Genomic DNA, 15,731 nt, shown 5'->3' on the forward strand with positions numbered 1-15,731 from the left:
CACTAGTTTAAAAAGCTAGTTATTACTTGCCACCAGCTGTTCACTAATATCAAATACGGTATAAGATAAAGTTAATTCTTCAATATCGCTTGGCAGTGCGGTATCAACATAAAAAAGCAATTTAAATTCAAGTTCTTCCCCTGCTTTTAGAGGTTGCTGATCAAAGCAAAAACAGGCTATTTTATGTAAATACTTTGCCGCTTTACCTGGTGAGACTGATGGTACAGCCTGCATTACTTTATCTAGGTTGCTGCTATTTTTAGCACTAAACATTACCTCACGCATTGCACCTGGTTTTACCACTACACTGTATTCTTTTGATTTAACTTCAAACGGTGCACCACTTTGTGTGTGAGTAGTAAAGCTAACGCCGACTTCTCGGTTTTGTACTATTTGTGTACTTTGCTCTGCTTGCTCAAGCGAAGGCTTTCCATTAAGCCCTGTTACATCACAAAACACGTCATACAAAGGTACTAAAGCAAAGGCAAAGGCAAACATGCCTATGCAAATAAGTACCAAACGTTTGAGTAGCGGTGTGTGTGTCATTACTTAATAACCGGCGGCGTAGAAAAAGTATGATATGGCGCTGGAGAGTCAACTTCCCACTCAAGCCCTTCTGCCCCTTCCCATACTTTTGCAGGCACTTTATCACCGCCACGCGCGCATTTAATTACCACAGCTACAAACAACAATTGCGATAAACCAAAGGCAAACCCACCAATACTTATGATTGCATTAAAGTCGGCAAATTGAAGAGCGTAATCGGGAATCCGACGCGGCATACCGGCAAGCCCTACAAAATGCATAGGAAAAAACAGTACGTTCACGCTCACCAGCGATAGCCAAAAATGCCATTTAGCCAATGTGATATTAAACATATTGCCTGTCCACTTGGGCAGCCAGTAATAGGCCCCCGCCATTATCGAAAATACAGCCCCTGTTACTAATACATAATGAAAGTGCGCCACTACAAAATAAGTATCGTGATATTGAAAGTCAGCAGGTGTAATTGCCAGCATCAATCCCGAAAAACCACCTAAGGTAAACAGCACAATAAACGCAATACTAAAAAGCATTGGCACTTCAAAAGTTATTGAGCCTTTCCACATTGTGGCAACCCAATTAAATACTTTTACTCCTGTAGGTACCGATATAAGCATGGTCGCGTACATAAAAAACAACTCGCCAGCGACCGGCATCCCAGTGGTAAACATATGATGAGCCCATACAATAAAGCTCAATAGTGCTATGGAGGATGTGGCGTATACCATTGAGGCATAGCCAAAAAGTTTTTTACGAGAAAAGGTAGGTACTATTGTAGATATAATGCCAAAGGCAGGAAGAATCATTATGTACACTTCAGGGTGACCAAAAAACCAAAAAATGTGCTGAAACATCACCGGGTCGCCACCGCCTGCAGCATCAAAAAAGCTGGTCGCAAAGTACTTATCGGTAAGTACCATAGTGACAGCCCCTGCAAGCACTGGCATTACCGCAATTAATAAAAAGGCAGTAATTAACCACGTCCATACAAATAAGGGCAACTTCATCCATGTCATGCCGGGGGCACGTAAGTTCACTATGGTTACAATCACATTGATTGCGCCCATTATTGAGCTAATCCCCATAATATGTACGGCAAATACAAACAATGCAGTATTATCATTACTGTATGTTGTGGACAATGGTGCATAAAAAGTCCAGCCAAATGCAGGGCCCCCACCAGGCATAAATAACGATGCCAATAGGATTAAAAACGCAAACGGTAAAATCCAAAAGCTCCAGTTATTCATTCTTGGCAATGCCATATCTGGCGCGCCAATCATGAGTGGTATCATCCAGTTAGCAAGGCCTGTAAAGGCGGGCATAACCGCACCAAACACCATAATTAAACCATGCACTGTGGTCATTTGATTAAAAAAGTGAGGGTCGACCAACTGTAAGCCTGGTTGAAATAATTCAGCCCTGATCACCATAGCCATTGCGCCACCAATTAAGAACATGGTCAGCGAAAAAATTAAATATAAACTACCTATATCTTTATGATTAGTTGTGTAAAGCCAGCGTTTAAAACCTTTAGCTGGGTGATGAGCATGATGAGCTTCATTGGCGTTAGGTTGTTCTACTATGCTACTCATTAGTTCGCCTCCACTTTGGCATCAAGTGCTGTCTGTATTTGACTCGGTTGAATAACATCACCCGTATCATTACCCCACGCATTACGTTTATAAGTAATAACCGCAGCTAATTGCTTTATAGATAACTGCTTGGCAAAAGCTTGCATTGCCGTACCGGGTCGTCCATGGATAACTACATCAATGTGATCTTTTATATCGCCAAGCACTATCGGACTGCCTTTAAGTGCAGGAAATACACCCGGTAACCCCATGCCCGTAGGCTGATGGCACGCTGCACAATTAGCCATATATACTTGTTCGCCTAAAGTCATTAACTCTTCTTTTGGGAGGGTTTTATCAAGTAATGCGGCATCTGCTAATGCTGCTTTCTGCTTCGCCTGCTTTGCATCTGCAAGCCATGTTTTAAAATCAGCCTCAGATTTAGCGACCACCACAACGGGCATGAAGCCATGATCTTTACCACACAGCTCGGCACATTGGCCTCGGTAAGTACCTTCTTCGTTTATGTTCGTCCATGTTTCGTTTATAAAGCCGGGGTTCGCATCTTTTTTAACTGCAAAATCAGGTACCCACCAAGAGTGAATAACATCGTCAGAAGTCATTAAAAATCGTACTTTTTGATTTATTGGCAGTACAAGAGGCTTATCAACCTCAAGTAAGTAGTTAGGGTTTTTATCTGCAAGATTCGCGATTTCATCTTGCGGGGTAGATAAAATAGAGTAGAACTCTACATCTTCGCCCATATATTCATAATGCCATTTCCATTGCGAACCCGTAATTTTAATAGTGAGATCAGCTTTGCTGGCATCTTCCATTGCAATAAGGGTTTTAGTGGCTGGTACTGCCATAGCAATTAAAATAACAAACGGAATTGCAGTCCAAAGTATTTCTACTTTAGTGCTTTCGTGAAATTGGGCAGGTACAGCCCCTTTAGATTTACGGTGATGAATAAGTGCCCAAAACATAATTGCGAACACTATCACCCCAATCACACAACATATTATAAATATGGTCATGTGCAGCTGATATACATTATTGCTTATATCGGTTACGCCTTTGCGCATATTGTATTGGCTGTTCGCCAAAACTGAGTGCGAAAAAACACATAATATAAGCCACAAGGTAGAGGTCAGTTTACCCATGTGACGGCTCCTTTGATGCTATTGCGAATGCAAAGCGAAGAGGCATACGGCTTAAACGCCAATTCGTTATTTTTATTTTTTTAGCCAATCTTATTTAATATTGATTGGTTTTGCTGCGCCAACAACGAGTTTGTGTATATTGTGTGTTCTCAAAACTAAAAAGCTGTGAGTTATTATTAGCTCAGCACATTAATAATTAGCTAAAAAATGAACAACAAGCAAGTTTTAGTATAAAAAACAATCAGGTGATATTGAGTAATTAATAAAAAGTCAGTAATCAACTAGTCAACAAGAAGTTCAAAATATGAGCAAAACAAAGGGGTTTAACGCATTCGGAGGGAGAAAATATAAGTGCAAAAAAATTTACAGCTAAAATAATTAGTTGGCTGTTTACGTCCTATTTTTAGTGCTAATGTTAAAACAAAAATGCGTGCTAAAAAGCACGCATTTATAAAAATAAATTAAAAACTACATCCAATCAGCGTTACGAATAACTCCAACGGCTAAACCTTCTATATTAAAAGATTCATTTTCTAGATCAACTTCAATTGGCGAAAAGTCGTCATTCTCAGCATGCAATAATACTTTTCGGCCTGCTTTTTCAAACCGCTTTACGGTAACATCATCATCAACACGAGCAACTACAACTTGTCCATTTTCTGCAACTTGAGTTTTATGCACAGCTAACAAATCACCATCCATAATACCTATATCTTTCATGCTCATACCGTTAACGCGCAATAAAAAATCAGCAGCCGGTTTAAACATTAATGGATCAATTTTACAATGACTCTCAACGTGCTCTTGCGCCAAAATAGGCTCTCCCGCTGCGACTCGCCCGATAAGAGGTAAACCTAACTGTTCAGGCTCTTCTTCCTCAACAAGTTGAATACCTCGGCTTGCACCTGGTTTCATCTTAATAGCACCTTTTTTAGCAAGCGCTTTTAAATGCTCTTCAGCAGCATTGGCACTTTTAAAGCCTAATGTTTGTGCAATTTCAGCACGTGTAGGAGGCATACCAGTGTCTTTAATAAAAACTTTAACTAATTCGAGAATTTGAGCTTGGCGCTTCGTTAATGGTCGCATACAACTGGTTTTCCATACAGTACATTTAACTGTGAGTATATACAGTTAAATAAAAATCGCAAATTTAAATTACACTGATTGCTTGCTGTTAATAAATCACTTTTACACTTATGTAGAAACAACGAATGCTTACATAAAATAAACATTTGTATCTTTATATTTACGATTAAGGGCTAATTTGATGACAGCCACATGTTAATAAATTGAAAACAAATTATTAACATGTACACTTTATGTGTACAAACACTTAAAAGGATTATCAAATGAAAAAATATTCACCATTGTTTATTGGCTTATTGTTTAGCGGCTATGCGTATGCCCAAGTCCCACTTTTCGAAGTGCAGCACTCTAACTTTACGCAAAACATTAATAAAGAAGGTAATGCTCAATCTCAATTTGGGCAACCGCTTTTCGAACTAAGCGCAAAAACCAATGCATTCTTTTTACCTGTTCAGGGAAGTGACATTGAATTTATCAAAAGTACAGCAAGTACATCAGCAACTGGTAACTTAATCTGGGTAGGTAAAAGCTTAGATGGTGACGAAGTAACACTGATAAAATCTACAAAGGGGATTTCTGGTACGATAAAGGTAAATGAACATGTTTATAAATTGCAACCGAATAAACATTCTGGTCATAATTTTATTGAATTAGATCCTGCCAAGCAACCTGCTGAGCATGCACCCGATTATCAACAATCTAATAACACTATTTCAATCAGTGAACAAATTTTAACAGAACAAAGCTTCCAAACAGCTATGGCAACTAACGCGCAAAGCAATATTAGCTTACTCGTTTTATACACCCCAGCCGCAGAACAAAAATCTAGTGATATTAATAGCTTGATTGATCTTGCAATAGTAGAGACTAATCAGGGTTACCAAAACTCAGGTGTCAATGCAGTTGTTAGTTTGGCCCATGTAAGCCGAGTTAATTATACTGAAGCTACAAATTCAGGTACGGATTTAAATCGTTTAGCTGCCAAAAACGATGGTTATATGGATGAAGCGCACACACTACGAGATCAATACGGTGCTGATGTAGTCATATTAATAAACGACGTTAACGGCTACTGTGGCCAAGCCAAAGCAATTGGTGCAAATGCTAACAGCGCATTTGCGATGGTTGATTATGACTGTGCAACCGGCTATTACTCTTTCGGTCATGAAATTGGTCATTTACAAGGTGCTCGTCATAACCCTGAAAACGATCCATCAACATCTCCTTATTCGTTCGGCCATGGTTATCAGCAACCTCAATCACAATGGCGTTCAGTAATGGCTTATAACTGTACAAATAACTGCACAAGAATCAATTACTGGTCAAATCCAAACAAATCATACAGCGGAAGTGTTATGGGAACTCCATCAAAACACGATAACGCTAGAGTCTTAAATTTAACAAACCCAACAATTGCAAATTTTAGATCTGCATCTAGCCCACCGGTAAATAACAATACACTGCAAAATAACCAATCTATCGTTGTTAGTGGTGATCGAAACAGTGAGCAATTGTTTACTTTTACAGTGCCAAGTGAAGCTGAGCAAGTCACATTTTCGACCTCTAATGGCACTGGGGATGTTGACCTACATGTAAAATATAATGCAATTGCAACGAGCAGTAACTACGATTGCCGACCGTATAAAAACGGAAATAATGAAAGCTGTAGCGACACCCGCACTGGTAATTACTCTATTATGATTAAAGGCTACAGTGCTTTTAGTAATGTCGAGTTAATAGCTAGTTACCAATAAAAGATCTGGCTAAGTATAAGCAAGTAACATTATGCTGCTTGCTTATATTTAGCCTAGGGCGATTTCTTCTTTACTGCTCGATTGTATCAATAAACTACGATATCCCTATTATTACTTCTTACTATCCGCCTCACGCTATCTGGCTATAAATTTAGATCCACTTTTTTATTTTCATTATCTTAACTTTATGAAAATATAAGCCATATTTTTACTACTATTTTAAAAGGTAAGCTTATGAGTATTTGGTATCAACCTGTTACTTTAGAGTTTTGCAAACAGCTAGATGAGGGTATAAACGGCCAAGGTACACTAATGAAAACCATGGGAATTGAAATTACCGAAATTGGTGATGATTACCTCGTAGCAACTATGCCTGCCATACCAGCGCATCACAATCCAATGGGCATGGTGCATGGAGGAGCCAACGTAGTGCTTGCCGAAACAGTAGCAAGTTATGCAGCTAACTTCGTAGTCGACTTCACTCAGTTTTATTGTGTCGGACAAGAAATTAGCGCCAGTCACTTAAAAGCATCTCGTAATGGTACTTTAACAGCCACCGCAAAAGCGTTTCATATTGGTAAGCGTAGTTCAGTCTGGGAAATAAAAATTACTAATAGTCGAAACGAGCTTTGCTGCGTATCAAGAATGACCGCAGCCGTAGTAGAGCGAAGATAATTACTTACTGTTACTTTTCGATTGGGTAAATTGTAATTTCCATACCCGCACCAATAGCAGATATACGTAATAATGTATCTGCATCTAAAGCTTGGTTAAAACACTTAGGCGATGTGCCTGATTCAAAACCAATATCAAATGTTCTACGTGAACAACTTAGCCATTGCTTTAACGCATTACGCGAACACGATTCTATAAGCTCACAGATATGGTTAATTGCTTTATCTGGTGTACCTACTTCACCTGTAGCTTCAATGCGGGCTAACTGACGGTATTCGTCTTTGTCATAATGTAAAACTGTAGCGACTTTTTTTAAGTCTGCCACTAGCACGCTAATATCCTGCTTTGATTCAAGCTCTAGATCTACATTTAAAAATTGAATTTCCGACATTGTTTGGTATTTATCCTCTAATGATTACACCGCAAACTTTAACGCAGTTTTACTTTTATACCAAATCAACTATGTAATATAAGCTGTTTTATATGGTAAATAGATAGTTTTACGCATTTATAATCCATTATTTAATATTTATCATTTTTAAGTACAAACAATACTTTTTTATAAACTCCATGGCCTGTTGACCTTTGAGGATTAAAATTAAGTGAATTATTGTTTAAAAAAGTATAAAAAATAACCTTGACTTTCATATGCCACCGGTGGCATTTTAAATGTGCGGGTTAAATACACTGTTTAAAGAGGTGTATTTAAATAAAGCCAAACACACCTCACTCATATTTACGCTTACTTATAACACAAAAAATAAGTGCAAAATCTGAACTGAGTGGCATTACCTAAATTCAGCAGGAACACACAATGAAAACGTCAAAAAGATTCACTCTCAGGCCACTTAATTACATTATTAGTGCATTATTAATTAGCACGACAGCTCAAATCAGTGCTGAAGAAGCCGAACAAACAAATATAAAAAAGAAAAGTGAAATTGAGTTAATCGAAGTTACAGGCTTTAGATCATCACTTAATAAATCGCTGGCTACCAAAAGGTTTGAAGTAAATACCACGGAATCAATTGCAGCCGAAGACATTGGTAAATTTCCAGATTTAAATATCGCAGAGTCACTACAGCGAATCCCTGGTGTCGCAATTTCGCGAGAAGGAGGAGAAGGACGTCAAATTACTCTACGTGGTTTAGGCCCATCTTTTACCCGCTCAACCCTTAATGGTATGGAAGTTCCTGCTAGTACAGATGGGACTGATTCGGGTGGTGGTGTAAATGGCGGCAGAGCATTTGACTTCAACGTTTTTGCATCAGAGCTATTCAATCGCGTTGATATTCAAAAATCACCAACAGCTGCAACCGAAGAAGGAGGTATTGCAGGTACTGTCGATATGTATTCAGCAAAACCTTTTGATTCCCCCGGTCTTCATGTAGCTGCGTCGGCACAGGCAGGCTATAACGATTTAACAGAAGAGACAGACCCTAGAATGGTATTTATGATCAGTAATACATTTGCTGACGATACCTTTGGGGCTTTATTCTCTGTCGCTAAATCAGAGCGCACAGTTCGCCAAGAAGGTTTTGGTACTGTTCGCTGGACAACCCCCGTCAAAGACGGCGGCGGTGTCTATGCTGACACATCAAATACTGACGTTATTGGCACTACTGATGTGGGAAATTGTGAATTTGAAGGTGAGCAAGTTGATGATGTAAATTGCCTATGGACTCCTCGACTTCCCCGCCCTGATTTTTTTGGTAATGAACAAGATAGATTAGGTTTTACAGGCTCATTACAGTATGCGCCTAACGATGACTTAGTAATTACCTTCGATACCTTGCATTCTACCCTCGACAACAGTCGTACGATGTATAATTTCTTCGAAATGTTCAGAAATACATTTAGCGAGATCACTCCAGACTCTATTACAGTTGCCGAAAATGGAAAACAAATTCAGGCAGGTACATTTAGTGGAGTAAAGTCCCGTGCAGAAAGCCGTCAACAGGTATCTAAAACAAAATTTAAACAGTATGTGTTATCTGGTAAATACCACCTATCTGACTACTTAAAATTAGATGCAATGATCGGCACCGCTGAGTCAAATGCTCGCTCTGAGCAATATCGTTATAATATGACCAGCAATACACCTCATACCGTCTCAATTGATTTTGGAAATAGCGCAAATACTGCAGTGATGGATTATGGCTATGATAATTTAGATGCAAGTTCATTTAATTTAACAGATGGTCGACTTCGTGCTACGGATGTGCTCAGAAAAAATGATACTGCCAAATTAGATTTAACTTACGAAACAGACTTTATGAGCATTAAAGGTGGGGTTGCTTATAACGATAGAACAGTAAACTATGATGAATCGCAAATTAATGGGTTTCCGGATCAAGAGTCAGCCATCGGCTTTTCACAATTAATGCCTTACGATGATTATGGTTCAGGCTATGATGGTACGTTGCCGCAATTTATTGTGGCCGATTTTGATGCAATTGAATCACAACTACTCAATAAAGAGTGGACGGCGCGAAGCGCACAAAGCTGGGAAGTTGAAGAGGAAACCATCGCTGCTTATATTCAATCAGATTTTGAATATGAAATATCTGATATGCTCCTACGAACAAATGTAGGCTTACGTTATGTAAAAACAGAAACAACATCAACGGGCTTTATTCAAAGCGATCCTGTTGAAATTGAAAATAGTTACGATAATGTTTTACCTGTTTTAAATTTAGCACTGGATGCAACGCAAGATGTTGTTGTACGTTTAGGGTTATCCAAAACCATGACTCGTCCAAGCCTTGGCTCACTAAACCCAGGTAACCCATCATTCTCCTATTTAAATGGAACAGTCAGTGCGGGTAATCCATTTTTAGACCCATTCACCTCAACAAATACTGATTTAGGTATCGAATGGTATTTTGATGAAGAGTCGCTACTTGCTTTAACTGGTTTTTATAAAGATATAGGTACTTTCATCACCAGCTCAACTGAAGAAAAATTAGTTGACCCTGCATACCTACCTTTCATTGATAACGATCCGCAATACGATCCATCAAGTGCACTTGACCCAAGAACAACACCCTACACCCATTACGTACCTGTAAATGGCAAGGGAACTGTTGTTAAAGGTATTGAGCTAATATATCAACAGCCATTTAGCTTTTTACCGGGGTTATTAAAAAATACCGGTATTGTTTCTAACTACACTCACGTATCCGCAGGAGAAATAACGGGGCTTTCTAAAAATTCATATAATTTCACACTTTATTACGAAGAAGAAAATTATGGCGCTCGCGTTTCAATGAATAAACGCGATAACTACATTACTGATTATACTGGCAGTAATGGTAATGCTGAAGAAGCAACAACAGGTCCAGCACATTATGACCTTTCTGCTTTTTATAACCTCAATGACAATGTAACCGTAACATTTGAAGCTATTAACTTAACCGATGAATACGAGCGCTTGTATACCACTGGTGACGGAACACTTAATTTACCACGAGAGTATAACCATACTGGTAGGCAATTCTTTTTAGGTATTCGCTATAGTATGTAAGTAAATATCTTAACCAAAGCTCAGGTTAAATAGCTTATACAAAGCTGATAGTTTCCCCGTACTATCAGCTTTTTTACAAAAATAAAAAGAGCAAGTACCAGTAACCATTTCAAGCTAAATTCTAAGTCTCCTTTATCTTTTTTAATCAACAGCTTAAACTAGCCATTCCTGTAGTTCACATATGTGATGGATATGACTCGATTTATTCTGGCCTTATTGGCTTGTTTTTTGTGTGTTTCGGTATCGGCGGAGCAGTTCACCCGTTTTTCTACTGCAAAAAAACACCTTATTAAAACCCTACCTGACAACGCTAAAAGCATCTACTGCGGCTGCGACATTAAAAAAGAAGGTAAAAAACTCGTTCCAGATCCCGCAAACTGTGGTTACGTTCCGAGAAATACGCTTACACGCTCAGGTAAGATAAACGTGCGAGCACTACGCATTGAGTGGGAACACATTGTTCCGGCGTGGGAATTTGGTCATCAACTACAATGTTGGCAAGATGGCGGGCGAAAAAATTGTAGAAAAGTAAGTGCTAAATTTAGAAAAATGGAAGCCGATATAAACAACTTAGCGCCAGCTATTGGCGAAATTAATGCCGATCGCTCCAATTATCGATTTGGCATGCTTAGCGAAAACGCCACACAGTATGGTCGCTGCGAAGTAAAAGTAAACTTTAAACAACGTGTAGTTGAACCGCCTGTTTATGCGCGAAAACGTATAGCCGACACCTATGCTTATATGCAAAGAACCTACGGTTTAAAGATATCAGATAAGCAACAAAAGCTCTTTAATGCATGGCAAAAACAAACGTTTGCAGCGCAAAGTGATACTAAAAAGCTATAATTTAATTGGTTGCGCACTATTGAGTAAACCTTATAGTGCGCGATTAAGTTAGTAGGCTAAATACTTATCTAAAATATGCCCACTTTTAAACGGTATTATAAGTCTTGATGCGGGCCAAATATTTCGTAATGAATATGCTCACTTTTAACACCGAGCCCAAGTAATTGGTTTTTTATAAATGCCATGAACCCCGCAGGGCCACACAAGTAAAAGTCGCCATTACTCAATGGTAGCTGTGCTTGTACTGCGTTTAAGCTCATCAACCCTGTAAAATCAGCGCCCTCTGTCGCTTGATTAAACCACGTTATTGTTTGCAAGTGGTTATTCTGCGCTGTTAAATCATTTAAATATTTTGAAAACGAGTGCTGCTGAGTATTTTCGCAGGCATGTAAATACATAATCTCTTGATTAGAATTATCACTTAATAACGTTTCAAGCATAGCCAGCATTGGCGTTTGCCCAACACCTGCTGAAATGAGTACCGCTGGGTTTGTGTTATTGCGTAAAAAGAAGTCTCCTGCCGGCGGGTATAACTCAACAATAGTGCCTTGCTCTAATGAGTGTAAATAATTAGACACCATGCCAGGCTTTGGCTGTAGCTCTTTTTTAACACTAATACGGTAGTTTTTAGCGTTACTTTTTTGCGAAATAGAATACTGGCGAATTTCTTCATATTCAGCGCCCTCTGGCTTAACTTTAATACCTAAATACTGCCCTGGTTTATGTTTAATAACAGCTTCGCCATCAACTGGCGTAAGTGTAAAGCTTGTTACTAGTTCTGATTCGGCCTGTTTGTTGGTTATTTTAAATTGGCGAGTTCCCGCCCAACCACCGTGTTTATTTTTACTGTGCTCATACAAAGCAGCTTCTTCGGTTATACAAATATCAGCAAGTACGCCGTAAGCTTCGCGCCAAGCGTATTCAACATCGGGAGTAAATTGCTCAGGAAGAAGCTCTTTAAGCGTACCAATTAAGTGTGCACCTACAATAGGGTAATGCTCAGGTAAAATATTCAAGCTGGTATGTTTATGATTAATACGTGTTAGCGCTTCTTTTAATATGGCTAAATTATCAATATTTTGTGCATACGCAGCCAATGCATTAAAAAGTGCAAATTGCTGACGACCTGTATCTTGATTCGCCATATTAAAAATATTTTTAAGCTCAGGATTATGGCTAAATAAACGCTTATAAAAATGATCAGTAACAACCGTACCCGCCTGCGCTAATAACGGAACAGTACTTTTTACGATCTCAATGGTTTTATCAGATAACATATGTGTTTTCCTATGGGTAAACTAACCACGGCGCCCATCAACACGACGCCGCGTTAATATAGGTGTGCAGTGAATTAAAAATAATGAAAAAGCCACTAACCAAAGCAAAGCACTTATTTGCCAAGCAAGGTGAGGCCCAATAATAAAAGGGAGTAATGAACGAGTAATGGCGGCCACGAGCAAAAACGCAAAAGCAACAGTCATGTAATGAGGAATAGCGAGTGTACGCCCTGTATGACCATGCGATACACGCGTCATCATTGCTAAAATCATCATACCTATTGTGCCAATAGTGATTAAGTGCAGCGCATCTTTAAATTGTATTGCACTGCTATAAAAGCTTATTGCCACCAGCATCAAACCAACACCTAGAGCAAGGTACGAAAAATGCAAAGACCATAACAAAGGTACTCTCAATACCTTGCTATCCCACCAACAACCAGCCCTGACCAGATGAAGCACAGCAACCGTTGCAACAACCAACGCAGGATTAATCGTGTTCAAAAACAACTTGTCGATAAAAAATAAAGTGATAGCCACAATAGATAAATACATCACCGCTTTATCTATTTTAGGAGTGCGAACTTGCTCGGTTAAACCCAGACCTTTAGCGGTAAAAAATGGTAAAACGCGACCCGCAACAATGCCAACTAGTAAAGTAATAACCAGTACTGCGGTATCAACCACACCAAGTGCAAGTTGCATGTTTTTCTGTAAAATGAGTATTAAATACAATACATTGAGCCCACAAAGCACAGCTAAAATAGCTAAAAATGGATAGTTACTTTTGCTATTGGCTTTTAATAACATATTAGCCAACGCGGCTATGGCGCCTAACCACCAAATAACTTGTAATGTAAGTGCAGCATATAAATTAAAATGAGCAATATCAGGCAGTACTACAAAAAATGCTAAGCGTGCTGCAAGCCATATAAACGCAAGCCACATAAGAGCTTTGCCACTTATGCTCGGTACACCTGTCCATGTTTGTGCAGCGGTAAGTAAAAAGCCAACAGCTACAACTCCCGCAAAGCCAAACAGCATTTCGTGCGCGTGCCATAATGTAGCGGGTATAGATAAGTGCCAACTTGCATGGCCTGTTAAAATAAGTAGCCAATACCCCACCGACAAAAATGCCAATAAGCCACCGCCTAAAAAGAAAGGTCTAAAAGCGAGCATCCATAATGGCCATTGAGATACTTGATGAATAGCAACGCGTGCTGGCATTGGCTCAGTTAAGTTTATAGGGCGCATTATCGTACCTCCTGCCCTAAACCATGTTGTGCAACACAGCGCAGTACGTAACTTACTTTTAAAATAGCAGCAATAACAATAGTCCCAATATGAGCTGATACTTGCACCGCCATGGAAAAGTACTCAGCAAACGGGTAGCTAATTAAAATACTTGCCGTAATACACACTAAACTCACAGCCAATGCAGTATTGGCAGCAAATAATACTGTTTCGTATAGTGAACTAAACTGTGTTTGATTATTTAAATTATTCAGCATTAGTGTGTTCATAGCGATCTCTGTAACTAACTACGTTACTTAGCTATTACACATACTGTGCCAACAAATTTAATTAATTAAATTCAATAAGTTAAATTAAATCACTTTACAGTATGAGTCTTTATGACCTACTATAAATTAACTCATAAGAACACAAACAGGTCATTTTGACGTGAACCAGCAATTCAACCTTACACAAGTTGCTCTAGAGCTTGCTCAAAGTACACTACACGAGCATAGCTTTGATCAATTACTAGCAACGGTTGAGCGGGTTATTCCTAGTGATGCAAGTGCGTTATTAGTGCTTCAGGGCGAACAATTAAAACCCCTGGCAATTAAAGGATTAATGCCCGACAGTTTAGGCAGACGATTTAAAATAGTAGAACACCCTCGCCTAGAAGCTATTTGCAAAAGCACACTTGCGCTTCAATTTGCGCACGACTGCCCACTACCCGATCCATACGATGGATTGCTATTAGCTAAAACCGGCGACATACCGGTACATGCATGTTTAGGTCTACCTCTTTATGATAAAAACGCGCTACTTGGCGTACTTACGTTTGATAGCCTTAACGCCAATGCATTTAACAGCATAAGCGCCGATACACTCAATACCTTACAAACGCTGTGTAGTGCGCACTTTAAAACGGCCTTAGAACTTGCCCACTACAAACAGCATGCACAGCACTCAAGTGCATTAGTACAAGAACTAAATCGTGAAGCATTAACACGGGACGGCGGTGAAATTATTGGTCAAAGCCCGCTAATGCAAACACTTAAAAACGACATTAAACTCGTTGCAGCATCTAACTTTAGCGTGCTGATATTAGGTGAAACAGGGGTAGGGAAAGAACTTGTTGCGCGTAACATTCACTTAAATTCAGCTCGAAAAGATCAACCGCTTATACACTTAAATTGTGCATCACTTCCCGAAAACCTTGCCGAAAGTGAATTTTTTGGTCATGCAAAAGGGGCTTTTACAGGCGCACAAAATGCGCGCCAAGGTAAATTTCAATTAGCTGATGGCGGCACGTTATTTTTAGATGAAATAGGCGAACTACCCCTTGCCATGCAAAGTAAACTATTACGAGTGCTACAAAGTGGCGAAATACAAACGGTAGGAGAAGACACGCCAAAATACGTAGATGTACGCGTTGTTGCTGCCACTAACAGAAATTTAAAAGAAGAAGTAGCTCAAGGTCGCTTTAGAGCCGATTTATACCATCGCCTCAGTGTCTACCCTATTACTGTGCCACCACTTAGTAAACGCGAGCACGACATAACACTCTTAGCTGGTTATTTTATTGAGCAAACAGCCCGTAAATTAGGGATAAAACAATTAAAACTAAGCCCCGAAGCGCAAGCATTACTTAATCAGTACAGCTGGCCAGGTAACGTGCGCGAGCTTGAACATGTCATTAGCCGCAGCGCCCTAAAAGCAAAACAAAGCCAATGGCAAAATCCAATAATAACCATTACAAGCGAGCACTGTGATTTAACCCCAAGTGCGCCGCAAAACTCTCTAGTAGCAAGCCAAAGTACAACCAACACCTTAATCAACCAACCTTTAAAGCAAGCTGTAGAATCGTTGCAATACAACGTAATTACTGAGCAATTAAAGAAGCATAACTACAACTGGTCAGCAGCAGCAAGAGTACTTGAATTAGATAGAGCTAACTTAGTACGCTTGGCTAAACGCCTAGGGATAGAAGTAAAAAAAACACTATAATCATTTAAAACATAGCTAAAATGCGGCTAATACCAATCTGCTTATAT

The 15,731-nt window shown here is 39.3% G+C and carries 13 protein-coding genes; 5 read left to right on the forward strand and 8 right to left on the reverse strand.

Annotation, left to right across the window (positions count from 1 at the left end):
- Nucleotides 1-15 precede the first annotated feature (15 nt).
- The 4 genes from DO88_RS08415 to lexA all read right to left on the reverse strand — a co-directional run bounded on the left by DO88_RS08415 (nt 16) and on the right by lexA (nt 4,366).
- On the reverse strand, nt 16-546 hold the full coding sequence (locus DO88_RS08415) for a cytochrome c oxidase assembly protein (RefSeq protein WP_033030262.1): 531 nt from the start codon (nt 544-546) through the stop codon (nt 16-18).
- A complete protein-coding gene (ctaD, locus tag DO88_RS08410; protein ID WP_002959615.1) occupies nt 546-2,138 on the reverse strand; it encodes a cytochrome c oxidase subunit I in 1,593 nt (530 codons plus the stop codon). The genes DO88_RS08415 and ctaD overlap by 1 nt, the downstream gene beginning before the upstream one ends.
- Nucleotides 2,138-3,280 carry a cytochrome c oxidase subunit II gene (gene coxB, locus DO88_RS08405; RefSeq protein WP_033039608.1) on the reverse strand — a complete coding sequence of 381 codons (1,143 nt, stop codon included), beginning with the start codon at nt 3,278-3,280 and terminating at the stop codon, nt 2,138-2,140. Before coxB ends, ctaD begins: the two co-directional genes overlap by 1 nt.
- Nucleotides 3,281-3,748: 468 nt before the next feature.
- Nucleotides 3,749-4,366 (reverse strand): transcriptional repressor LexA, encoded by a 618-nt coding sequence (gene lexA / locus DO88_RS08400; protein ID WP_007376396.1) that lies wholly within the window; start codon nt 4,364-4,366, stop codon nt 3,749-3,751.
- 263 nt (nt 4,367-4,629) lie between these two features.
- Here lexA and DO88_RS08395 point away from each other — a divergent pair, with 263 nt between their 5' ends.
- Both DO88_RS08395 and DO88_RS08390 read left to right on the forward strand, forming a co-directional pair.
- On the forward strand, nt 4,630-6,120 hold the full coding sequence (locus DO88_RS08395) for a M12 family metallo-peptidase (protein ID WP_007376395.1): 1,491 nt from the start codon (nt 4,630-4,632) through the stop codon (nt 6,118-6,120).
- Nucleotides 6,121-6,354: 234 nt separating this feature from the next.
- Entirely contained in the window at nt 6,355-6,795 is a 441-nt protein-coding gene (locus DO88_RS08390; RefSeq protein ID WP_033030264.1) for a PaaI family thioesterase, read from the forward strand.
- A gap of 10 nt (nt 6,796-6,805) precedes the next feature.
- Here DO88_RS08390 and DO88_RS08385 read toward each other — a convergent pair whose 3' ends face one another.
- Nucleotides 6,806-7,186 carry a hypothetical protein gene (locus tag DO88_RS08385; RefSeq protein ID WP_007376393.1) on the reverse strand — a complete coding sequence of 127 codons (381 nt, stop codon included), beginning with the start codon at nt 7,184-7,186 and terminating at the stop codon, nt 6,806-6,808.
- Nucleotides 7,187-7,609: 423 nt separating this feature from the next.
- Between DO88_RS08385 and DO88_RS08380 the strand changes: the two genes are divergently transcribed.
- The gene (locus DO88_RS08380; protein WP_033039611.1) at nt 7,610-10,321 is read left to right on the forward strand and encodes a TonB-dependent receptor; all 2,712 of its coding nucleotides are present in this window, start codon (nt 7,610-7,612) and stop codon (nt 10,319-10,321) included.
- Between the two features lie 192 nt (nt 10,322-10,513).
- Entirely contained in the window at nt 10,514-11,167 is a 654-nt protein-coding gene (locus DO88_RS08375) for an endonuclease (RefSeq protein ID WP_033030270.1), read from the forward strand.
- A 95-nt stretch (nt 11,168-11,262) separates the two neighbouring features.
- Here DO88_RS08375 and hmpA read toward each other — a convergent pair whose 3' ends face one another.
- From hmpA to DO88_RS08360, 3 genes are read right to left on the reverse strand one after another with little or no spacing between them, the layout of a single operon-like run.
- Nucleotides 11,263-12,444 carry an NO-inducible flavohemoprotein gene (gene hmpA, locus DO88_RS08370; RefSeq protein ID WP_033039613.1) on the reverse strand — a complete coding sequence of 394 codons (1,182 nt, stop codon included), beginning with the start codon at nt 12,442-12,444 and terminating at the stop codon, nt 11,263-11,265.
- Nucleotides 12,445-12,465: 21 nt separating this feature from the next.
- Nucleotides 12,466-13,698, reverse strand: coding sequence for an NnrS family protein (locus DO88_RS08365; RefSeq protein ID WP_033039615.1), 1,233 nt, complete (start codon nt 13,696-13,698; stop codon nt 12,466-12,468).
- Complete coding sequence (locus DO88_RS08360) at nt 13,698-13,967, reverse strand: hypothetical protein (protein ID WP_007584928.1); 270 nt, start codon at nt 13,965-13,967, stop codon at nt 13,698-13,700. The genes DO88_RS08365 and DO88_RS08360 overlap by 1 nt, the downstream gene beginning before the upstream one ends.
- A 160-nt stretch (nt 13,968-14,127) precedes the next feature.
- Between DO88_RS08360 and norR the strand changes: the two genes are divergently transcribed.
- Entirely contained in the window at nt 14,128-15,684 is a 1,557-nt protein-coding gene (norR, locus tag DO88_RS08355) for a nitric oxide reductase transcriptional regulator NorR (RefSeq protein ID WP_033039617.1), read from the forward strand.
- Nucleotides 15,685-15,731 lie beyond the last annotated feature (47 nt).

This window comes from Pseudoalteromonas sp. S3431 (assembly GCF_000690035.1).
Lineage (GTDB): Bacteria > Pseudomonadota > Gammaproteobacteria > Enterobacterales > Alteromonadaceae > Pseudoalteromonas > Pseudoalteromonas fuliginea.

Bases quoted from the DNA above. Each gene is read 5' to 3' on its own strand.
- ctaD (WP_002959615.1), bottom strand. From the start codon at position 2,138: ATGAGTAGCATAGTAGAACAACCTAACGCCAATGAAGCTCATCATGCT.
- hmpA (WP_033039613.1), bottom strand. From the start codon at position 12,444: ATGTTATCTGATAAAACCATTGAGATCGTAAAAAGTACTGTTCCGTTA.
- DO88_RS08365 (WP_033039615.1), bottom strand. From the start codon at position 13,698: ATGCGCCCTATAAACTTAACTGAGCCAATGCCAGCACGCGTTGCTATT.
- DO88_RS08375 (WP_033030270.1), top strand. From the start codon at position 10,514: ATGACTCGATTTATTCTGGCCTTATTGGCTTGTTTTTTGTGTGTTTCG.
- DO88_RS08395 (WP_007376395.1), top strand. From the start codon at position 4,630: ATGAAAAAATATTCACCATTGTTTATTGGCTTATTGTTTAGCGGCTAT.
- DO88_RS08385 (WP_007376393.1), bottom strand. From the start codon at position 7,186: ATGTCGGAAATTCAATTTTTAAATGTAGATCTAGAGCTTGAATCAAAG.
- DO88_RS08390 (WP_033030264.1), top strand. From the start codon at position 6,355: ATGAGTATTTGGTATCAACCTGTTACTTTAGAGTTTTGCAAACAGCTA.
- coxB (WP_033039608.1), bottom strand. From the start codon at position 3,280: ATGGGTAAACTGACCTCTACCTTGTGGCTTATATTATGTGTTTTTTCG.
- DO88_RS08415 (WP_033030262.1), bottom strand. From the start codon at position 546: ATGACACACACACCGCTACTCAAACGTTTGGTACTTATTTGCATAGGC.
- DO88_RS08360 (WP_007584928.1), bottom strand. From the start codon at position 13,967: ATGAACACACTAATGCTGAATAATTTAAATAATCAAACACAGTTTAGT.
- DO88_RS08380 (WP_033039611.1), top strand. From the start codon at position 7,610: ATGAAAACGTCAAAAAGATTCACTCTCAGGCCACTTAATTACATTATT.
- lexA (WP_007376396.1), bottom strand. From the start codon at position 4,366: ATGCGACCATTAACGAAGCGCCAAGCTCAAATTCTCGAATTAGTTAAA.